This window comes from Roseovarius albus (genome assembly GCF_900172335.1).
Classification (GTDB): domain Bacteria; phylum Pseudomonadota; class Alphaproteobacteria; order Rhodobacterales; family Rhodobacteraceae; genus Roseovarius; species Roseovarius albus.
In genome coordinates this window covers 112353-133582 of record NZ_FWFX01000006.1, presented here as the reverse complement: position 1 = coordinate 133582, position 21230 = coordinate 112353, and the positions used below count along the sequence as shown (strand labels likewise).

Genomic DNA, 21230 nt, shown 5'->3' with positions numbered 1-21230 from the left:
CTATCCGATACCGTGCTGCGCGCCGTGACGCAACGGCGAAGCGTCGCGGTGCACATCCCCTGTGCGTAAACTGGTATTGTTCTCCCGTTTGGATAGGATAGGTCTCAGACAAATATAACTTAATAAGAGATGCCATAATGCCCCGGCACAACAGCCCCACCACATACGGGTCCGTCGCAAAATCGTTTCACTGGGTGACGGCCCTCCTTATCGTTTCGGCCATTCCGCTTGGGATCATCGCCAATAATGTTGCGCATGGTATCACCACTGGCGTTGCCGCGACCGAGGCAGACATTGCTCGTGCCTACCTTTTGTTCTCGCTCCACAAAACCATCGGTGTCACGGTTTTCTTCGTCGCATTGGCGCGCATCCTTTGGGCGCTCATGCAAACCAAACCCGGGCTACTCAATGGCAATCACAAGACCGAGGCGTTGGCAGCAGAAACTGTTCATTGGTTGCTTTACGGCTCGCTCGTTGCCGTACCGCTCAGCGGTTGGATCCACCACGCCGCAACAACTGGCTTCGCCCCGATCTGGTGGCCCTTTGGACAAAACCTGCCGTTTGTTCCGAAAGATGAGCATCTGGCCGAATTCACCGGCACGCTGCACTATATCCTGCAATGGGTGCTGATCGGTGCACTGGCCGCGCACATCGCGGGCGCGATCAAACACCACGTGATCGACGGCGATGCCACCCTGCGCCGTATGCTACCCGGCCAGACCGACGCCCAACCGACTCAGGAACAACCCGGCCACGTACTGCCCTTTGTTGCTGCGCTGATGGTCTGGGCCGCAGCAATGGGCGGTGGCGCTTATTTGGGGTGGTTCCCACAATCGCATGCCGTGGAAACGATTGAAGTGATAGAAACGGAAGCACCCCAAACGTCAGAGGACACTGCAACATCCTCCGAAGCGGTCACCAAAGGCAACAGCTGGCTGGTTCAAGACGGTGCGCTGAACATCATCGTCAAACAATCTGGATCGGACGTTACGGGTGGCTTTGCCGATTGGACTGCAGACATCACCTATGCTGAAGCCGCCGATGCGACAGGTAAACACGGCAATGTCGATGTGCAAATCAACATTGCGTCCCTATCCTTGGGCGCGGTTACCGATCAAGCCATGGCGGCTGACTACTTTGATGTTGGCACCTTCCCCACCGCGCAATTTACTGCCGATCTGGTTGCCGATGGCGATCAGATGATCGCACGCGGCACGCTGACCATCCGTGATCAATCGGTCCCGGTTGAGATGCCGTTCACATTGGAAATTGACGGTGATACCGCAACAGCGGCGGGCGAACTCGCCGTTGACCGCCGTGATTTCAACATCGGCGCTGGCGTCGGTGATGAAGGGACACTTGGGTTTGGTGTGAAAATCCAGTTCAATCTAACCGCCATAAGTGGATAATACTAAGAAAGGCTGCTGAAGATTTCGGCAGCCTTTCAAAAATCTTTGGTAGCAGATTAATCCGCTTTGGCTGCCTCGATTGAGATCAGAACTTCGACCTCATCGCTTACGTTCGGAGCGGCATATCCGAGGCCAAAATCAGACCGCAGCAAAGTTGTTTTGCCATCAAAACCTACCCATGGCTTACCAGCAAAGGGATGATCGCCGGTCTTGTTCAGATCCGCTTCAAGCACAACCGATTTGGTCACGCCATTCATGGTCAGGTCACCGGTGATCTTGCCCGTGTTCTCGTCTGTGACTTCAATTCCAGTGGAAACGAAGGTCACCATATCCCCTTCGGCTGCATTGAACAGATCCGCACCCATGAAGTGCTCGAACCGCTGTTCCCATCCAGTAAACAAAGAGCGCACCGGAAGCTCGACACTGACAGAAGAGTTTTCAGGGGCTTCGGCGTCAAACATGATTTCGCCCTCAAAACCAGAGAACATGTTGTAAGTCGTGGAATAGCCAAGGTGATTATAGCTAAACAGCACCTGACTATGGCTTGCATCCAGAACGTATTTTTCCGGTTCCGCAAAAGCGGCCGTTGCGGATAGAGCCAACGCTGCGGCGATAAGGGGGGATTTCATGTGAAGTTCTCCAAATTGGTTTGTCGCGAGGTATTCGGTACAATGGCTGCAGGCTATGCACGTGTTCTCAGTTGCAACTTAGGATATTTTTATCTGAGTAAAACCCACACTTGCGGAAATCCGCCAATGACTTAGAGACGCAAACAACCGTGCAGGAAACGCTTGGGAATTTAGCTACTTCAGCCAAGTTTTCTTGCCTTGCACCAGATGATGATACATCGTATACGCCCCCTGCCTTTTGCAAAGATATTTGAACCGCGCAGTCTCTCGTGGATGGGTCGCAAAAGGTTTATGACCCGCCTTTGAAATGCGCCTTGATAGAAGTGGAGCACACATGCCGCTGTATGAGCATGTATTCATCTCGCGTCAGGACTTGTCCAACGCGCAGGCTGAAAGCCTTGTCGAACATTTCAGCACCGTACTGGCGGACAACGGCGGTAAAGTCGTTGAGTCAGAGTACTGGGGCGTTAAGACAATGGCCTACAAGATCAACAAAAACCGCAAGGGTCACTACTCCTTCCTGAAGACTGATGCGCCATCGGCCGCCGTTCAGGAAATGGAACGCCTGATGCGTCTGCATGACGACGTAATGCGTATTCTGACCATCAAAGTCGAAGAGCACGCCGAAGGTCCGTCGATCCAAATGCAAAAACGTGACGAACGTGGCGACCGCCGCGAGCGCCGCGCTTGATCTGCCTGAAGAAAGGACACTAAACCATGGCTGCAAAACCATTTTTCCGCCGTCGTAAGGTTTGCCCATTCTCGGGCGAGAACGCACCTAAAATCGACTACAAAGACACGAAACTGCTGCAACGCTATATCTCAGAGCGTGGCAAAATCGTGCCTTCCCGCATCACCGCCGTTTCGGCTAAGAAGCAGCGTGAACTGGCCCGTGCTATCAAACGCGCCCGCTTCCTCGCCCTGCTGCCTTACGCTGTGAAATAAGGAGAACCTGACATGCAAGTTATCCTTCTCGAACGCGTTTCCAAACTGGGTCAAATGGGCGACGTTGTATCCGTCAAACCAGGCTACGCACGCAACTTCCTTCTGCCACAGGGCAAAGCTCTGTCGGCATCCGAGCGCAACATCTCGGACTTTGAAGCACGCAAAGCGCAGCTGGAAGCCAACAACCTGGAAACCAAAAAAGAAGCCGACGCTCTGGCAGAACGCCTAAACGGTCAGCAGTTCATCGTGATTCGCCAAGCGTCTGATTCCGGTGCTCTATACGGCTCAGTCAGCACACGCGATGCCGCAGACGCGGCAACCGATGGTGGTTTCACTGTTGATCGTAAGCAAGTTGCCCTGACTCGTCCGATCAAAGAACTGGGCCTGCACGACGTGATCGTCACTCTGCACCCCGAAGTCGAAGCAACAATCGAACTGAACGTTGCCCGCTCGGAAGAAGAAGCAGAACTGCAAGCGACCGGAAAAACCATTCAGGAAGCCGCTGCAGAAGCAGAAGAAGCCGCAGAATTCGAAATCGCTGAACTGTTCGACGATATCGGTTCCGCTGCAGACGAAGACTTCGACGCTGCACCAGCTAGCGAAGACGAAGACGTCTGATTTAGCGATACTGCTTAACAATTAGAACGCCGCGCATTGATTTGCGCGGCGTTTTTTGACTGTTACCATAATCGCATCAGCCATGCACTTCACCGCAGATTTCGCAATGATTTCGCAAATTTCGCGTAGATTGTTCAGAGTATTTGGATACAATCTAGACCCGAGTGGACAACGGCACGCCAGTTCACGCATACTGCTTGGTAGTTATCAAGAATAGCTACGTTCGTCGCGCGATGTTTGAATTTCTCAAAGGCTCACATATTGAATGGAATTGATTGACCTTGCAGACATGCCAAATGGCAAAAGTGACTTTGTTGGCCATTTGCGCAATGTGTGTGAGAGCCTAGGGTTAGAGTATGCATCTTATGCCTCGACACATCCTTTGAGCGGAACCGTGCACGCTTTCACGACCTACCCTGATCGCTGGAAGAATCACTATATGGAGCATGGCCTTCATTTGCAGGATCCGACTCTGGAAAAGGCCGCGCGGAGTATTGCCCCGGTTGACTGGGGACGTTTAGAACGCTCTGCTAATTTTCAATCTGTGTTCAGCCAAGCATATGATTTTGGTTTGCCAGATACAGGTGTGACGATTCCGGTACGGGGTCCGTTTGGCGAAGTTGGCCTCTTTAGCGTGTCTGCACCCTTGCCAACCGATGGTTGGCAAAAACTTCGCACGCAAATCATTGGAAACTTACAGTCGTCTGCGGTTTACCTGCATGATGCGGTCATGACATCAGAGACGGTGATGAAAAGTCTGCGCTTCCCGCACCTCTCCTCGCGCGAGAAAGAAATCTTGCAATGGGTCGCTGCCGGTAAATCGCAGCAAGACATCGGCGATATCTTGTCGATATCCCTCCGGACAGTTGAAGTTCACTTGAGATCAACGCGAGAAAAACTGTTTGCTTTGACAACGGCACAGGCTGTCGGCCGCGGCATTTCGTTAGGCTTAATCACGCCCAGCTGATCAGACGAAAGCCCCTACGGGATTTCCCCAATATCTTCTTTTGTGAGAATTGTTACGTTCATCCCACAACTTATAGGGGATAATTCTAATGATACTCGTAATTGACGCACTCAATAGAGACACGTTTGGCTCGATACTCGATGAAATGTACCAGTTAAGAGCCCGCGTATTTAGTGACCGTATGGGGTGGGACGTCAAGATCACGAATGGGCGCGAAATTGATGAATTCGATGATCAGAACCCGGCTTATGTCGTGCAACTGGATGAAGACCTGAATGTCACCGGTTGTGCACGCCTGCTGCAAACCACTGGTCCGCATATGCTTTCTGATGTCTTCAGCGATATCTTGTGTGGTGAGCCACCGTTACGCAGCGCATTGATGTGGGAATCAACTCGTTTTTGCGTTGATCACGACAGGCTGGATCATGGAAAAGGGGGCAAATCCATCGCCCATGCAACCTGCGAGCTGATGGTCGGCATCTTGGAGTACGCTCGCACTGCCGGGATCGAAGATATCGTCACTGTGATTGATCCCATCATGAACCGCATTCTTAAACGCTCGGACAACGCGCCATATGACTATGTTGGCGAAACCGTCGGTATGGGCAAGGTCAAGGCCATGGCAGCCCTCCTAGAGTGTTCAGAAGAACGTATTAAGCGTGTTCGAGCCTTTGCCAGTATCACAGGCAATATCTTCATTCCGGAAAACGAGTTGGCAGAGATGATGACAGCCAAAGTCCGGCCAATCATGACGACAGATCTGCAGGACTATTTTGACGATCAGTTTTCATCGGCCACAAATGAACGCGAAAAAGCGGCCACCCGCGCGCTGCAACAAGCACTCGGCGACGTCTCCTTGCACTAGGCACACATATGAACACTAACAAAAAAAGGGCTGCCAAACAGGCAACCCTTTTCCATTTTCCAGCGGTATACCCGAAGATCAGTCTTGGTCCAGCGCCTCAACGGCTTTTTCCAGATCATCCTTGCTGATCTCTTTGTCTGTGACTGAAGCCAGTTCGACAACATAGTCGATGACTTTTTCTTCAAAGATCGGCGCACGCAGTTGCTGACGCATCTGCGGGTTATTTTGAACGAATTCAAAGAACTCGCGCTCGTGACCAGGGTACTGACGTGCTTGCTGCATAACTGCTTGAGTCATTTCGGCATCGGTCACGTCAACCTCGGCCTTGCGGCCCAGTTCAGCCAATAGAAGACCCAGACGTACGCGGCGCTCAGCCAGCTTGTTATGCTCATCGGTGGCTTCGATCTCAGGATGATCATGGCCTTCGACTTCTGGATTTTCTTCATGCCAGATCTGGTGCGCGATTTGCTTGGCTTCTGCCGCAACCATCGACGGAGGCAGGTCAAAGCTCACTTTGCCGTCCAGGTCATCCAGCAGGCTACGCTTCAGAACAGCGCGTGCGGCACCGGCATACTCTTCTTCCAGACGCTCACGGATCTGGCCCTTCAGGCCGTCCAGATCTTCAGCACCGAATTTGGTTGCCAGCTCGTCGTTGATTTCTGCGGCAGCAGGTGCTTTGACGGCTTTGATCGTGCAGTCAAAGACAGCTTCTTTACCGGCCAGCTGCTCGGCTTGGTAATCTTCCGGGAAGGATACCGTTACCGCTTTCTCTTCTTCGGCTTTCACGCCAACCAGTTGCTCTTCGAAACCAGGGATGAAGCTATTTGAACCCAGAACCAACGGGTAATCTTCGGCACTGCCACCTTCAAAGGCTTCACCGTCAACTTTGCCAACAAAGTCCATGACAACCTGATCGCCATCTTTGGCTTTGGTGCCTTTTTTGCGATCTTTGAAGTCCTGTGCGCTTTCCGCAAGATTGTTCAGAGCCTCTTCAACAGCGGCATCATCGGCTTTGGTAACCAGACGCTCCAGCTTGACCGATTTCAGGTCAACTTCTGGGATCTCAGGCAGTGCCTCATAAGACATTTCGACTTCGACGTCGTCGCCTTCTTTCCAATCCTGATTGGCCATTTTGACATCAGGCTCGGCCGCTGGGCGTTCGCCGCTGTCTTCAAAGTGCTGCGACATTGCGCCATCAACAGCTTCTTGCATGGCTTCGCCAAGCACACGACCACCAAATTGCTTTCTTAGCAACGCCAGAGGCACCTTACCTTTGCGGAAACCTTTCATCTCCACTTCAGGCTGGGCTTCCTTCAGCTTGCCTACAACTTTCTCGTCCAGCTCAGCTGCGCTCAAAACCAGTTTGTAGCCGCGCTTCAGGCCTTCGTTCAGGGTCTCGGTGACCTGCATGTCGATCCTCATCCATAGCGTTGTGCCGCGCAAAACGCGGGCAGATAAATCATTGGCTCTTCTATTGCCCTGACCACCCGCGCGCAAGGGTGAAACACCATCGAATATCGTTTTGTTACACGGAACACGGCAGGCCTCTGCATCATCGATTAAACCAACAACTCTGCAATGCCAATTGGCGTGCTAAACAATCCGCGACGCTTCACACAGAACGGCAAAACTGCCTGATAATGAGGTTAACGGATCAAAACTTGACGCGCGCGAGATATCGCGATTTGCTAGCTGCAACATTGAGGGCATGTTTTCAGGACCTAAAAGCGACTGAGACCCTCCCTAAAGGAATTTGAAATTTTGATGTCGGTAGATTGGCGTCAAGCGCAAAGGGTTTGCGATATGGCGAATACTGAAACTCCACCATTACCGGCCCTAGCGGCGATTGATGACCTACGCAAGCGCATGAGCGCCTCGATCATTGGTCAACGCGATGTGATCGACCGGCTGGTGATCGGCTTGTTGGCAAATGGCAACCTCTTGATCGAAGGTCTGCCCGGCCTTGCCAAAACACGCGCTGTCAAAGCGATGGCAAAAAACTTGGATGCAGATTTCAGTCGAATTCAGTTCACGCCCGATCTGTTGCCTTCAGATGTCACTGGCACCGAAGTGTATTACCAAAGCGAAGAAGGCGGCTCCTTCCGTTTTGATCCCGGGCCGATCTTTGCCAATATTGTTCTCGCTGACGAAATCAATCGCGCCCCGGCCAAGGTGCAGGCGGCACTGCTCGAAGCGATGGAAGAGCGGCAAGTCACGGTCGGCGGAACAACCCACCCGATGGAACCGCTGTTCATGGTGATGGCAACGCAGAACCCCATCGAACAAGAGGGCACTTACCCCCTGCCTGAGGCACAGATGGACCGATTCTTGATGCATGTGAACATCACCTATCCACCTGTGGAGGATGAGGTTGAGGTCATCCGCCTTGTGCGCGGAGAGGAAATTGCCGCGCAGCGGACCGCAAAAAAAACGCCAAAACCCACGGCCATATCGCAAGATATAATTTTTGAGGCCCGCGGTGAGATCGGACAAATTCATGTTTCTGACGCGATGGAGCGTTATATGGCCGATCTGGTCTATGCCACGCGTACACCGGGTAAACTAAGCGAAGAACTGGCGCGCTGGATCGAAATCGGTGCCAGCCCTCGCGCATCGCTGGCACTAGATAAATGTGGCCGGGTGCATGCATGGCTAAATGGACGAGATTATGTGGACCCGCTGGATGTGCGCGCGGTCGCACCGGATGTTTTCCGACACCGTCTGGGCCTCAGCTACGAGGCGCAAGGGGATGACCGCTCAGCCGATGATGTGATCGCCGAAATCTTGTCGGTTGTTGCCCTGCCCTAGGAGGGATTGCACGATATGGCCTCAGTTGCTGCCACATCTGCCCATGACCCCTGCATTCATGTGGATCTGGATCAATTGCGTCGACTTGGATCGCAAGCGCGCACGTTGACTTTCCTACCCCGACAACCCGCAGCCTCGGTCCTCAATGGCCGGCACGCTTCCAAGCTCCGCGGGCGTGGGTTGAATTTTGAAGAACTGCGCGAATATGTCGATGGTGACGACATCCGCACCATGGATTGGAAGGTCACGGCGCGCACGGGTAAACCGCATGTTCGGGTCTATACCGAAGAACGTGATCGCCCGACGCTCCTGATCGTTGACCAACGCATGTCGATGTATTTTGGCAGTCGGGTTTTCTTGAAATCCGTGATTGCCGCCGAAGCCGCAGCCTTGGCTGCCCATCGTGTTCTGGCGCAAGGGGATCGCATTGGTGGATTGGTGTTCGGCGACGAGGTGATCGCGGAGCACCGCCCTGCCCGCAGCCACAAGGCCCTCAATCAAGTGCTGACATCGATTGCCAAGGCCAATGCCCTGCTACATGCCGATGCGCCGGTCGCGGCCGCGCTGCCGCTTAACAAGGTGCTGCGTTCCGCCCTGCGCATTGCCAAGACAAATGCCCTGATCATGGTGTTTTCGGATTTCGACGGAACCGACGATCAGACCGACGCGCTGATCGCCGCACTGGCGCGGTCCAACGATCTGATCCTGTTCAACATTGCCGACCCTTTGGCGGATGGCATCCCGGCAGACCTGCGCATGACCGTAACCGATGGTCATCTGCAGGCAGAGCTGAACACGGGTGACGGTAAAGTTCATCAACGGCTACGTGACATGCTGCAAGGGCGTGCGGCCATCGTGCAGACATGGTCGCGTAAATACGGCGTGCCGGTTTTACCCCTGACCACGGTAGAACCTGCTGCAGATCAAATTCGGCAATTACTCGGTCACGGGAGGGTCCCGCGATGAGCTCGGAGCTTGAAGGATTAAGCCTGGTCGAACTGATCGACCTGCTTGAGGAAGCCCCCCAACCTGCAGCGATCGCAATGACACCGCAAACACCGGGTTGGCTGGTTTTGGGGGCCGCATGTCTCGTTGTGGCCGTTTGGCTGTCGCGTCATTTGATCCGCAAAAAACGCGCCAATGCCTATCGCCGGGCTGCGCTGCAAGCGTTAGACAAGGCCGCGGATGATCCGGCACAGATTGCAACAATTCTCAAACAAACAGCCTTGGTGGGATATCCCAGAAAACGCGTTGCCAGTTTGAGCGGAAGCGAATGGTTGGCCTTTCTGGATGGCTCATTCCCCGGCTCTGGCTTTGCCAAAGGCGCCGGTAAGACCCTGACAACAGCTCCCTATAGTGACAGTGCCGCCGCACCGGAACTCTCCACGCTCGCCAGAAAATGGGTTCGGGAACATCGGCCAGAAAGGGACGTGTGATGCTAACGCTCTCCGCGCCTTGGGCCCTGTGCCTCCTGCCTTTGCCATGGTTGATCTGGCGATTTGCCCCACCGCATCGTGAGCGGGTCAGCGCGATCCGCATTCCTTTCTTTCGCCGGGTTACGAAAGCCGCTGATGTCAAAGCCCTCCCCGGCGCGGTGATCCTTCAACGCACTAAGTTCCAGATGGTCGCCGCCATCCTGATCTGGGCAATGATCGTAATGGCGCTGGCCAAGCCGGAACGGCTGGGCGAACCCATCGTGATTGAGAAAGCCGCCCGTGACATCGTACTGGCTTTGGATATTTCTGGTTCCATGGACGCCCGCGATTTTGCCGCAGAGGACGACAAACCACAGCAACGTCTTTCGGCCGTGAAATCGGTCCTGTCAAAGTTCATCACAGCGCGCGACAGTGACCGCATGGCTCTTATCATCTTTGGCACGCGCGCATTTGTGCAAGCGCCGTTCACCGAGGATCTGCCAAGCCTGCAAGGTTTTCTCGATCAAACAGAGGTGGGCATGGCTGGCCCGAATACCGCATTGGGCGACGCGATTGGCCTGTCTTTGCGGATGTTTGATGCAAGTGACGTTGATGAACGCGTGTTGATCTTGCTCAGCGATGGGGCTGACACCAACAGTCGCATGTCCCCAGCCAACGCCGCCGCCATTGCGTCGGACCGAGGTGTGACCATTCACACGGTTGGGGTTGGCGACCCCGATGGCACCGGCGAAGACAAAGTTGACCTCACCGCGCTTCAATCCATCGCGGATAAAACCGGCGGCTCCTACTTCTTTGCCAACGATCAGGCGGCGTTGGAAAACGTGTATAAGGAGATTGACGCGCTCAATCCGCGCGTGACCGAAACAACCAGTTTCCGCCCGCGTGAAAGCTTGGTGCATGTCCCACTGGCCGTGGCCTTCATTTTTTTGATCTGCGCAGCCGCTTGGCTTCAATGGTCACGACAGCGGGCGGTGCCAGCATGACGCAATTCATCGAATTCTTCCACTTACTGCGGCCATGGTGGCTGCTCGGCCTGCTACCGGTGGCCTTTTTGTGGTGGTCCATACGCCCACGCAAACAACGCACATCCAATCAACACGCTGCCCTTGCCCCTCATTTGGCAAAGGCATTGGAGGTTGGAAACACGCACACACGCCGGTTTTCCCCGATTGATCTGTTCGCACTTGCGGGCGTCCTGCTATGCCTCGCGGTCGCGGGTCCCAGTTGGAACCGGGTTCCCAATCCACTGGTTGCAGAAACCGCGCCGCTGGTTGTGGCACTCAAGGTGACGGAGTCGATGGAAGCCCCCGATCTTGCACCATCGCGTTTGGATCGTGCGAAATACAAAATCCTCGACCTGATCGAATCCCGCGCAGGCGCGCGCACGGCGCTGATCGCCTATGCGGGCTCGGCGCATCAGGTCGCACCGCTGACCGAAGATCCGAACATACTCAAGCCTCTGCTAACGGGGCTGATACCAAAGGTCATGCCCGTCGAAGGTGCCGATGCCGCCACAGCCTTGGCGCTGGCACTGGAGATCTTGGGCAAATCTGAAACAGGTGGCGCGATCCTCTTTGCCCTCGACGATCTCGATCCCGCTGATATGGTGGCATTGAACGCCGAGGCCGTCGAAAACCGACCACCTATAGTGTTCTTGCAAACCGTGCCTGATGGAAACGATCTCCCCCAACTGGCGCAAATCGCAAATTCCAGCACCGTTCAGATCACACCGGACGACAGCGATATCGCCCGGATCGAACGCCAGCTTCGCTCGCTCCAACAGGCTGCGCTGGCTGATGACGATCGCCTGCAGTGGCAGGATCGCGCCTGGTGGCTAGCTTGGCCCGTGGCTTTGTTTATCGCGCTGTGGTTCCGCCGTGGCTGGACCATGCGATGGGCTGCAGTCGCTCTGGCGCTCATTCTGACGCAATTTCCAAATGCAGCGCGTGCAGATGGATGGAAAGACTGGTTCCTAACCCCGGACCAGCAAGGATACCTCGCCTTTAAGGACAATAGTTTTGCCGAGGCAGGCGAATTATTCGAGGATCCGATGTGGCGCGGCTATGCCAAGTACCGCGCAGGCCAGTATGAAGACGCTATTGAGATTTTTCAACGGCTGGACAATGCCGATGCCGCCTTCAATCAAGGCCTGGCCGAAATCAAAAACCGACAATACCGCCCGGCAGTACGCTCGTTTGAAACTGCATTGACCCGGCAACCGGATTTCCCGGCAGCTCAGCACAATCTTGAAGTGGCCAAGGCCATCGTCGAATATGTCGAAGCCACGCGCGAACAGTCTGATACCGGCGAAGAGGCCGGGATCGGCGCAGACGATATCGTGTTCGATAATGAGGCCGCCAAAGGAGCTGAAACCGAGATCGAGGCCACGCAAGAAGACGCCGCCCCCCAAACCGCAGAACAGTGGATCGAGTCCATCGACACCGGCATGGAAGATTTCTTGCGCGGCCGGTTCCTGGCTGACAATGCGAGGGCCGAGCAATGATCCGCACGCTTATCGCTCTTGCCCTGATCTGGCTAGCTGGCATCGCAGTGGCGCAAGATGAGCCACAACTATCAGTCGAATTTGAAACCGATACCGTCACCGTCGGGCAGCCCGTCGTGTTGCGCATGAAAGTTCTGGTCCCAACCTGGATGCTCGCCCCGCCGGAATTTCCCGCACTGGACCAACCCGGCCTGCTGATCCGGCTGCCAGAGCGCGCAACCTCGCCGATCAGCGAAACGGTGAAGGGTGAAACATGGTCGGGGGTTCAACGATCTTACCGGATCTATCCCTTGCAAGCAGGGTCATTCTCCTTGCCACCGGCGAACATTCTGGTGACCTATCCAAAGCCCGGTGAAACCGATCCAACGCAGGTCAAATTGCCACTTGAGCCGGTCACGTTCACAGCCCAAGTACCTGCAGGCGCTGAAGAGTTGGATCCCCTAATCATCGCAGAGAGTTTTACGCTTGAACAAACGCTGGACACCCCAAATGATCTGCACCCTGGTGACGCTGTAACACGCGTGCTCACTGCGCAGATCACGGGAACCACCCCAATCATGATCCCTTCCCTCACCCCGGAATTCACCGGTGATGCAGCACGGGCTTATCCTGAAGACCCGGTTGTCCGCGACACCGAAGAGCGCGGCCACCTGTCGGGCAGTCGCGTGGAAGAAACGACTTATCTCGCCACAGGCCCGGGAACAATGACTTTGCCGCCTGTGAAACTCGACTGGTTCAACACTGAAACCAACGCCGTTGAGACCATCAACATTGGAGGGGCCGAGATCAAAGTAACTGGAACGGCAGGTCCAACAGGCAAGGAGCACTGGTTCAACTGGCAGTTTGGCCTCGCAATCGCCGCCATCGTCCTGATCGTCCTGGCGATTGTCCGCAGCCTTACCCCTCATCTGCGCCGCGCCATCCAATCCGCTCGAAATCGCTGGTTGGAGAGCGAAGCCTACGCGCATCGCAACGTGCTTCAGGCAATACGCACTCGGGATCTTGGAACAACCTACATTGCCCTGAGCCATTGGCGTTCGTTCTACACAGGTGCATCCGTAGATAAAATCGAAGTTGCGCTTGCTGATATTGGCTTGTCAATCTTCAGCCAACACACGCGCACCGCCTCCGCGCCCTCAGACTGGTCAGAACTTGAACGGGCTTACAAGGTGTTGCGCAAGGAATCTTGCCGAAGAGCGCGTGCCAGACCTCAAAACCTTCAGCCACTCAACCCCACGTAGGGGTCAACTCATGTTGCCAGCTGAACACAGCCTTGATATCAAATCACTATTTTGATGGAATGGTGCGGGTGGAGGGACTTGAACCCCCACGCCTTGCGGCGCTAGAACCTAAATCTAGTGCGTCTACCAATTTCGCCACACCCGCTTCCGGCCTGCCTCTTAGCAAAGCTAGATTTGGGATGCGAGCAGAAAATTCAACTCACACCAAGTTTTCTAAAAACCTTTGGCAATTCCTCGGGCAAATCCTCGGCAATCAGACCGGGGCCAAAGCTGAGCGCGCATTCCACATGCAGCCAGGCCGCCGTTTCTGCCGACTGCATCGGATCAAACCCGCGCGCCATCAACCCGGTGATGAACCCGGCCAGTACATCGCCAGACCCAGCCGTTGCCAACCATGGGGTCGACCGCTCGTAATGCGCTGAATTGATCGAACACCGACCATCAGGCGCTGCAATCACTGTATCCGCCCCCTTGAACAGCACAACACACCCTGCCCGCTTGGCCGCCTCACGCGTGGCATCCACCTTGGAATAGGCCGGGCCTTTGGTGGGTACCTCGTTCAGCTTGGCCAAGATATCCGGGAACAACCGAGCAAACTCGCCCCCGTGCGGCGTCAGCACGCAATTGTCGTGCAGCAGGTCAAACAAAGCCTCCGGTGCATCCGTAAAGGCCGACAAGGCATCGGCATCCAACACCGTCGCCCGTTTGGACGCCAAGGCCACAGGCACCAGTTCCTTTGCTCTGTCCAAACCCAACCCTGGCCCGAGGCACAGAGCATTCAAACGCTCGTCCAACAGCACCTCGGCAAAACTCTCTACCCCCTCAATCCGCTTTAGCATCAGCGCCGTGATCTGACAGGAGACTTCCATCTGCGCCGACGGTGGCACGCCCAGTGTCACCAACCCTGCCCCGATCCGCAGCGCCCCCCGCGCTGCCAGCCGCGCTGCGCCGGTTTTGCCCGAACCGCCTGAGAGGATGAGGGCGTGGCCATGGGAGAATTTGTGACTAGTTTTTAAGTTATCTGGGCTTCGCTCTTTGCCGCAAAGAACCCAATCGCCCATCCCATAGTCGTCATTTTTCAACAATTTGTGCGTCTGGAGAGGGTTTCGAATCCTTTGGGGTAACCCTATGTCAGTTTCGTGAAGCGAAAATGTTCCGTTTCCCGCACTTTCGAGGTGATGCCCTAGCTTTGCTCGATGAAATGTTACCGTCATTTCAGCAGGCAATGCCAACCCCAAAACCTTACCGCTATCAGAACAAACACCAGACGGGATGTCGACAGCGATCATGCCGGGTCGCACCCCTAAGAACATTTGGCACAAAGGCTGCAAGGTTTCAGCCAGTTCTCCCTCGATAGGTCGCGTCAGCCCAGTGCCAAAAATAGCATCTATAATCCAAGCTTTTCCAGCTTCTTCAATTGACCTTGGACAATATGCTTCAATGTCAAATTCTGACATTGGTGAAACGGTTTCGTGGCTAATCCACCGCTCATAATTCACCCGCGCATCCGGCGGCAGTTTGTCAGCGGCTCCATAGAGAAACACCTCCACCTCCCAGCCCCATTCTTTGAGCAATCGCGCGATAACAAACCCATCGCCGCCATTGTTCCCCGGTCCGCACAGAACCACCGCGCAATGGGATGCTTTCTTCAGTTCCGGCCATTCCTCAAAAATCGCCTCAACCACGCCCCGTCCCGCGCGCTCCATCAGCTCCAGGCCCGTCACTTCACCCGACTCAATTGCCGCCTGTTCGATGGCCCGCATCTGTGCTGCGGTCAAAAGCTCTGTCATTTACGCCTCACTCGATTCACTCTTGCTCATTTCAGATGCATGATGCCTAAAAAGTGGGCAATCCCATTCATTACTGCACCTGCAGCATTCCCACCCCACGCTAACCGATTGTATCCCCCTTCGGGAAGTGGTCGAACATCCCCGAAACCCCAAATTCGGAGGCCCGCCCGTGAAAAAGATCGAAGCCATCATCAAACCCTTCAAACTTGATGAAGTGAAAGAAGCGCTGCAGGACATCGGCGTGCAGGGTCTGTCCGTCATCGAGGTCAAAGGCTTTGGTCGCCAAAAGGGCCATACCGAACTGTACCGCGGTGCCGAATATGTCGTCGATTTCCTGCCCAAGGTTAAAATTGACGTGGTGCTGGACGATGATCAAGTCGACGCCGCAATCGAGGCCATCGTAGACGCTGCCAAAACCGACAAGATCGGCGATGGCAAAATCTTCGTCAGCCCGGTAGAACAAGCCATCCGTATCCGCACCGGTGAAACCGGTTCGGACGCACTCTAACTCAATTCGCAAATCTCCCAGCTAAAAGGATATCGGGAATGAGCATCTCAGACGTTCTCAACCAAATCCGCGATGAAGACATCGAATATGTCGACGTTCGTTTCACAGACCCACGTGGTAAACTGCAGCACGTGACCATCATCGCCGACCAGGTTGATGAGGACTTCCTTGAGGAAGGCTTCATGTTTGATGGCTCGTCCATTGCCGGCTGGAAGTCGATTGAAGCGTCAGACATGAAATTGATGCTCGATACCACCAGCGCCTATGTTGACCCGTTCTACGCGGAAAAAACATTGTGCATCCACTGCTCGGTTGTTGAGCCAGATACTGGCGAAGCCTACAACCGCGACCCGCGCGGCACCGCGCAAAAAGCCGAAGCCTACCTGAAATCCTCTGGTATCGGCGACGTCGCCTACATGGGGCCAGAAGCGGAATTTTTCTTGTTTGACGATGTACGTTTCTCAAACAGTATCAACAAAGTATCCTACGAAGTTGATGCTTCAGACGCGTCCTGGAACACCGACACCGAATATGAAATGGGCAACATGGGCCACCGCCCCGGCCTCAAAGGCGGTTACTTCCCAGTCAACCCAATTGACGAAGCGCAAGACCTGCGCTCAGAGATGCTCAGCACCATGAAGCGCCTGGGCATGAAGGTCGACAAGCACCACCACGAGGTGGCCAGCTGCCAGCACGAGCTGGGCCTGATCTTTGATAGCCTGACCAAACAGGCTGATGAGCTGCAGAAATACAAATACGTGATCCACAACGTGGCCCACGCATACGGCAAATCCGCCACCTTCATGCCCAAGCCGATCTATGGCGACAACGGCACCGGCATGCACGTGAACATGTCGATCTGGAAGGATGGCAAGCCTTTGTTCGCAGGTGACAAATACGCGGACCTGAGCCAAGAAGCACTGTATTTCATCGGCGGCATCTTGACCCACGCTAAATCGCTCAACGCCTTCACCAACCCGGCGACCAACAGCTACAAGCGCCTGATCCCAGGGTTCGAAGCACCTGTTCTACGCGCCTACTCTGCACGCAACCGTTCGGGCTGTGTCCGTATCCCATGGACAGAAAGCCCAAAAGCCAAGCGTGTTGAAGCACGTTTTCCTGATCCGGCCGCCAACCCATATCTCTGCTTTGCGGCCCTGCTGATGGCCGGCCTTGATGGGATCAAGAACAAAATCGATCCCGGTGAAGCCATGGACAAAAACCTCTATGACCTTCCTGCAGAAGAGCTCAAAGACATTCCAACCGTCTGCGGCAGCCTGCGCGAAGCCATGGAAGAGCTGCAAGCCGATCACGATTACCTTCTGGCTGGCGATGTGTTCACTAAAGATCAGATCGAGGGCTATATCGACCTGAAAATGGAAGAGATCGAAACCTACGAGCACACCCCGCATCCGGTTGAATTCCAGATGTATTACAGCTGCTAAGCTGTCAGAATATCACACGAACTTCAGGCGCCCTGCGGGGCGCCTTTTTTGGTGCGGGCTTTTCCGCCTCTCCAGCGGAGATCGGTTTGACACTCCCGTCCCAGCGACTACTCTGCACCCAACTGATTTCATACCAAAGGATAACTGAATGCGTCGCATGACCCTTGGCCTTCTGATGACGGCCCTGCTCGCTGCTCCGGCAACTGCTCAAACCCTTGATCGCATCCGGGCCAAAGGCGAGATAAACATCGGTTACCGCACAGACGCCGCGCCTTTGTCATTTGCTGACAGCGCAGGTCAACCCGCAGGCTATTCGATCAAACTGTGCAAAACCATTGTTAAAGCCATGGCTGAACCCTTAGAACTCGAAGAGATCAAGGTGAATTATGTTGCCGTCTCAACAGAGGATCGGTTCGACCAAGTCGCCTCCGGGAACGTCGACTTGCTTTGTGGCGCCGCGACCATCACGCTCCGGCGGCGGGTAAAGGTCGACTTTTCCACCCCTACCTTTATCGACGGAACTGCAGTTCTGTTGCGCAGAGAGGCGTCCGGAGATGTTTCGCAACTCGAAGGAAAAAAGATCGGTGTACGCAAAGGTACGACGACTGAACAGGCTCTAGGCAATTCGCTCAAGCGTGCCGGCGTCAATGGCGAAATTGTTGCCTTTGATGATCACGCAACGGCTATGGGCGCTCTGGAAGCGGGTGAAATCGAGGCGCACTTCGCTGATCAATCCATCCTTTACAATCTGTTCAGCAGCAGCGAAGTCCAAAACAAGTTTAAGATTTCAAACGAAATATTAACCGTCGAAAAGCACGGATTAGCGATGGAACGCGGCGACGCCGATATGCGACTTCTAGTAGATTCGATCATCTCAAGGCTTTACGCCGCGGGAGAGATGCAAAAACTATACCGCAATACGTTCCCAACCGCCCAACCTGGCCTCGCAATGCGAGCGATGTACATGATCGCTCCAACTGTTCCATAAGCGTTGTTCAGGATCAAACTTACATGTGCATAAGCACGTGCTGCAGAGGGTGCCTTCCGGCACCCTTTTTCATGACACTTGTTGCAATCACTTTCCGAATGCAAATTCTCAAGAAACCCTCACGATTGGTAACCTAAGATTCATGAAACAGAATATTTCATAAGCCCAACCGTGTCTTACGACACAGACGTTGCTTTACTCAGAATCAGATGAAACGCCCCATCAACCGTCGACTTGCGAGCATAATTGCAACGATTTGTTTCAAATTTAGAACCAATTCGCGCGATTACGGCAAATTGCCTCAATGTGTCCGTAATTGAAACAAATTGATTTCACCTTATGAGTGTAAAAAATGTGCAACTCTCTAAGTGTTCAAATCGGGCCATAGCATGAAAAACGAAAAAGACTGGTTAACATCGGGTCTCATTTTTCTGGGATATCGAGATCTCGACATCGTTAAGATTGCCAATCGGGTTGCCCATAGTTTTGAGGCCCTGGAAGAAAAAGTCACTTCGGTCCGGGTTCTTTCAGACATCTGTGCTTTGGTCGCAACAAACGATCATGTAGTGAGACTAGCAATATGCGAAGATATTGAAATCGCCACATTGCAGAATCCTGCAGAGTTTTTCCTTGCCGTTCAGATCAAATCGAACCGCGATGAAACAGACGGTCTCGGCAAGGAACCATTACAGATCGATGCGATTTTAGCGCATTCATTGACTCTGTTACATTGGGCCCTATCCCCGGATTACGTCAAATGGATTGGGCGAACAGATATCCTGAGTAGCACGGATTTCATCAAGGCAACCACTCAGCCTGATCATCAAGAAAACATGGAACTGGAAAATCAACTTGCCTGCCCTTCTCGGCTGGCCTCCCCCTCTCGCGCCAAAGCGCTGCCAGAGATTGAAGAAACGGCTGACATTCTGCAACAGCGGCTGTTAGCCCGTCAGACTGTTTCAAATCAGGATCTGGCCAGCGAGAGCGACCTGCGCGCTATTTTCCAGGAAAATTATCCAACCGAAGCAACACGCATTGAAACTGTGGTCGAAACCATCAAGCAAAGCGACCTTCTACGCCTATCCGCATGGTTTTTATCCTTCGCGGTTTTCTTGTTTTGTATCCCTGTTGGCTTGGCTCTGATCATCTTTAACCTGATCATGGGCGAAGATCTACGCCTCAGCTCACAAACCGCTGCCCTGACAGGCACCTTCGTGACGTTCAATGTCTACGGGACAACGGCACAGGCAATGGAAACGCTACAGCACATAGTGGGATGAAGATTCAATTCTGCTCAAGTTCCCCTTGTGCATGCTCCCCTCTCAACTCATTGTAAAATAACAACCGCTGGTGGGGGGCTTTGCCATGAAAATAAAGAAACGAAACTTTGTTCCGACATTGGGAATTTGCCTCCTTTTGCTTCCAGCCAGCGCGGCCATTGCAGCCAAGTGCGGTAATACCTCCAATGGTTTTAACGCATGGAAATCGGCCTTTGCCAAAGAAGCCAAGAAGGCCGGTGTCAAAAAGCCGGGCCTGCAAGCCCTTTCAAGCGCACAATATGCTACCCGCACCATTGCCGCCGACCGGAACCAAAAAAGCTTTAAATACTCATTAGAAAAATTCATGCAGATCCGTGGTGCAGATACAATTGTCGCCCAAGGTCGCAAGCGCAAAGCGCGCAACCCCAATTTCTATGCATCGCTTGAACGTCAGTACGGTGTGCCTGCTGGTGTAATCATTGCCATCCACGGAATGGAAACCGGCTTTGGCGGTTTTATGGGGGACAGCGCAGTGGTCTCGGCCATCACCACCCTCGCCTATGATTGCCGTCGATCGGACTTTTTTATTCCCCATGCAATCGGCGCATTGAAACTGGTCGATCAGGGGGCAATAACTGCGGCCACCAAGGGAGCGAAACACGGTGAACTGGGCCACACCCAGTTCTTGCCGGGCAACGCTCTCAAGTACGGTGTCGACGCCAATGGCGACGGACGGGTCGATTTCTACTCCCAAGCGGATGCCCTCGCTTCAACTGCGAATTTTCTACGGCAAAAAGGTTGGAAGCCGGGCCAAGGCTATCAGCCAGGCGAACCCAACTTTCATGTGATCAAGCAATGGAACGCGGCCACCGTTTATCAAAAAGCGATCGCCATTATGGCAGCTAAAATCGACCGATAGAATGCTAAATATCTGATATATAATACAAATCAGTATGCAACATTGATCAAACAGGACAAATATCACCACTTACCTGTCGGCAAGGTTTCGCCTAACACCTCAGCCCCGAGGGAGTTTGACCAAAGTTCCGCCACAGTCCCAGCAAAATCTGCCCCAATTCGCCAGCTAAATTTTTAAGATATTCGGGCTCCATGATGGGTGGAAAATATGACGTCCTGCAAAAATTTTGGTACAATCGCGGTCCTTGAATACCGCAAAAAGCCACAACTTGGCTTTGCTGATATCGTTGAAGAATTCGACATTTCCTTTCAGATGGCTGACACCGGCCAGCGCAGCCTAACTTGGGATTGCGACGATGTTGCCATCTTGGATCGGGAATCATTGCGCATCGCGCTGGGCTGGATCGAACCGTTTGTGCCCGGTGCCTCATGGCATTTGGTTATTGCAGTCGGTAGCTCCCCTGTAGGTGACAAACGTCCACCGGTACCCGGGTACTTTGAGGCTATGTCTCAACACATTGTCGACAATACCGACAGCTACCTGCCTTATGACACTGTCATGCAAGGCGAAGCCAGCTGCCCAATCGGCAGCGAAGTAATTGACCGCGTAGCGGATCTGTTGGAAACCAGCATCGGACAAATTTCTGACAATGCCCCTTACGTCGCACCCAAGGACCTGATCCTCACTTCTGAAGATGAGCCCATGATCGACATTTCATTGGCCAGCACTGAGAAAGAGATATCCTTGCCGAAACGGCTCACAATTTACACGCTCAGCTGTTCCTTCCTGCTGCAAGTCCCCGCCGTCGGGGCCTTCATGCTGGTCTATTCTTTGCTACGTGATGTCAGCGGCACATCGGGCCTCCCCGCCTGACACACTGTGAATGATTTTTTGCCGGAC

Annotated in this window: 21 protein-coding genes and 1 tRNA gene; 18 read left to right on the top strand and 4 right to left on the bottom strand. The window is 53.9% G+C overall.

All coding sequences use genetic code 11. The features are described from left to right. Positions 1 to 137: 137 nt before the first annotated feature. Positions 138 to 1409 (top strand): cytochrome b/b6 domain-containing protein, encoded by a 1272-nt coding sequence (locus tag ROA7450_RS10945; RefSeq protein ID WP_085805757.1) that lies wholly within the window; start codon positions 138 to 140, stop codon positions 1407 to 1409. A 56-nt stretch (positions 1410 to 1465) separates the two neighbouring features. Here ROA7450_RS10945 and ROA7450_RS10940 read toward each other — a convergent pair whose 3' ends face one another. Then, a complete protein-coding gene (locus tag ROA7450_RS10940; RefSeq protein ID WP_085805756.1) occupies positions 1466 to 2038 on the bottom strand; it encodes a YceI family protein in 573 nt (190 codons plus the stop codon). Positions 2039 to 2372: 334 nt separating this feature from the next. Here ROA7450_RS10940 and rpsF point away from each other — a divergent pair, with 334 nt between their 5' ends. From rpsF to ROA7450_RS10915, 5 genes are all read left to right on the top strand, one after another. After that, a complete protein-coding gene (rpsF, locus tag ROA7450_RS10935) occupies positions 2373 to 2729 on the top strand; it encodes a 30S ribosomal protein S6 (RefSeq protein WP_085805755.1) in 357 nt (118 codons plus the stop codon). Positions 2730 to 2755: 26 nt separating this feature from the next. Next, complete coding sequence (gene rpsR, locus ROA7450_RS10930) at positions 2756 to 2983, top strand: 30S ribosomal protein S18 (RefSeq protein ID WP_009805008.1); 228 nt, start codon at positions 2756 to 2758, stop codon at positions 2981 to 2983. A gap of 12 nt (positions 2984 to 2995) precedes the next feature. Further along, the gene (rplI, locus tag ROA7450_RS10925) at positions 2996 to 3601 is read left to right on the top strand and encodes a 50S ribosomal protein L9 (protein ID WP_085805754.1); all 606 of its coding nucleotides are present in this window, start codon (positions 2996 to 2998) and stop codon (positions 3599 to 3601) included. Between the two features lie 265 nt (positions 3602 to 3866). Further along, a complete protein-coding gene (locus tag ROA7450_RS10920) occupies positions 3867 to 4568 on the top strand; it encodes an autoinducer binding domain-containing protein (RefSeq protein ID WP_085805753.1) in 702 nt (233 codons plus the stop codon). 88 nt (positions 4569 to 4656) lie between these two features. Continuing rightward, positions 4657 to 5433 (top strand): acyl-homoserine-lactone synthase, encoded by a 777-nt coding sequence (locus tag ROA7450_RS10915; protein ID WP_085805752.1) that lies wholly within the window; start codon positions 4657 to 4659, stop codon positions 5431 to 5433. Positions 5434 to 5511: 78 nt separating this feature from the next. Here ROA7450_RS10915 and tig read toward each other — a convergent pair whose 3' ends face one another. After that, positions 5512 to 6843: a trigger factor gene (tig, locus tag ROA7450_RS10910; protein ID WP_085805751.1), complete on the bottom strand. Its 1332-nt coding sequence runs from the start codon at positions 6841 to 6843 to the stop codon at positions 5512 to 5514. 393 nt (positions 6844 to 7236) lie between these two features. Between tig and ROA7450_RS10905 the strand changes: the two genes are divergently transcribed. From ROA7450_RS10905 to ROA7450_RS10880, 6 genes are read left to right on the top strand one after another with little or no spacing between them, the layout of a single operon-like run. Continuing rightward, a complete protein-coding gene (locus ROA7450_RS10905; protein WP_085805952.1) occupies positions 7237 to 8241 on the top strand; it encodes an AAA family ATPase in 1005 nt (334 codons plus the stop codon). A 15-nt stretch (positions 8242 to 8256) separates the two neighbouring features. Next, positions 8257 to 9207, top strand: coding sequence for a DUF58 domain-containing protein (locus ROA7450_RS10900; RefSeq protein WP_085805750.1), 951 nt, complete (start codon positions 8257 to 8259; stop codon positions 9205 to 9207). Next, positions 9204 to 9677, top strand: coding sequence for a DUF4381 domain-containing protein (locus ROA7450_RS10895; protein ID WP_085805749.1), 474 nt, complete (start codon positions 9204 to 9206; stop codon positions 9675 to 9677). Before ROA7450_RS10900 ends, ROA7450_RS10895 begins: the two co-directional genes overlap by 4 nt. After that, positions 9677 to 10660, top strand: a complete 984-nt coding sequence (locus ROA7450_RS10890; protein ID WP_085805748.1) for a VWA domain-containing protein — start codon at positions 9677 to 9679, stop codon at positions 10658 to 10660. Before ROA7450_RS10895 ends, ROA7450_RS10890 begins: the two co-directional genes overlap by 1 nt. Next, a complete protein-coding gene (locus tag ROA7450_RS10885) occupies positions 10630 to 12180 on the top strand; it encodes a VWA domain-containing protein (RefSeq protein ID WP_234999498.1) in 1551 nt (516 codons plus the stop codon). Before ROA7450_RS10890 ends, ROA7450_RS10885 begins: the two co-directional genes overlap by 31 nt. Beyond that, positions 12177 to 13421, top strand: coding sequence for a BatD family protein (locus ROA7450_RS10880; protein ID WP_085805747.1), 1245 nt, complete (start codon positions 12177 to 12179; stop codon positions 13419 to 13421). Before ROA7450_RS10885 ends, ROA7450_RS10880 begins: the two co-directional genes overlap by 4 nt. A 60-nt stretch (positions 13422 to 13481) precedes the next feature. Here ROA7450_RS10880 and ROA7450_RS10875 read toward each other — a convergent pair. Together ROA7450_RS10875 and ROA7450_RS10870 are read right to left on the bottom strand one after the other, a co-directional pair. Next, positions 13482 to 13566 (bottom strand) — tRNA-Leu (locus ROA7450_RS10875). 49 nt (positions 13567 to 13615) lie between these two features. Continuing rightward, positions 13616 to 15211, bottom strand: a complete 1596-nt coding sequence (locus tag ROA7450_RS10870; RefSeq protein WP_085805746.1) for an NAD(P)H-hydrate dehydratase — start codon at positions 15209 to 15211, stop codon at positions 13616 to 13618. Between the two features lie 169 nt (positions 15212 to 15380). Here ROA7450_RS10870 and ROA7450_RS10865 point away from each other — a divergent pair, with 169 nt between their 5' ends. From ROA7450_RS10865 to ROA7450_RS10840, 6 genes are all read left to right on the top strand, one after another. Next, a complete protein-coding gene (locus ROA7450_RS10865; protein ID WP_085805745.1) occupies positions 15381 to 15719 on the top strand; it encodes a P-II family nitrogen regulator in 339 nt (112 codons plus the stop codon). Between the two features lie 38 nt (positions 15720 to 15757). Next, positions 15758 to 17164, top strand: a complete 1407-nt coding sequence (glnA, locus tag ROA7450_RS10860) for a type I glutamate--ammonia ligase (protein WP_085805744.1) — start codon at positions 15758 to 15760, stop codon at positions 17162 to 17164. A gap of 148 nt (positions 17165 to 17312) precedes the next feature. Next, positions 17313 to 18152, top strand: coding sequence for an amino acid ABC transporter substrate-binding protein (locus tag ROA7450_RS10855; protein WP_085805743.1), 840 nt, complete (start codon positions 17313 to 17315; stop codon positions 18150 to 18152). Between the two features lie 389 nt (positions 18153 to 18541). Next, positions 18542 to 19432, top strand: a complete 891-nt coding sequence (locus ROA7450_RS10850; protein ID WP_085805742.1) for a hypothetical protein — start codon at positions 18542 to 18544, stop codon at positions 19430 to 19432. Between the two features lie 85 nt (positions 19433 to 19517). Then, positions 19518 to 20330, top strand: coding sequence for a lytic murein transglycosylase (locus ROA7450_RS10845; protein WP_085805948.1), 813 nt, complete (start codon positions 19518 to 19520; stop codon positions 20328 to 20330). A gap of 207 nt (positions 20331 to 20537) precedes the next feature. Beyond that, positions 20538 to 21203, top strand: coding sequence for a hypothetical protein (locus tag ROA7450_RS10840; protein WP_085805741.1), 666 nt, complete (start codon positions 20538 to 20540; stop codon positions 21201 to 21203). The last annotated feature ends 27 nt before the right edge of the window (positions 21204 to 21230 follow it).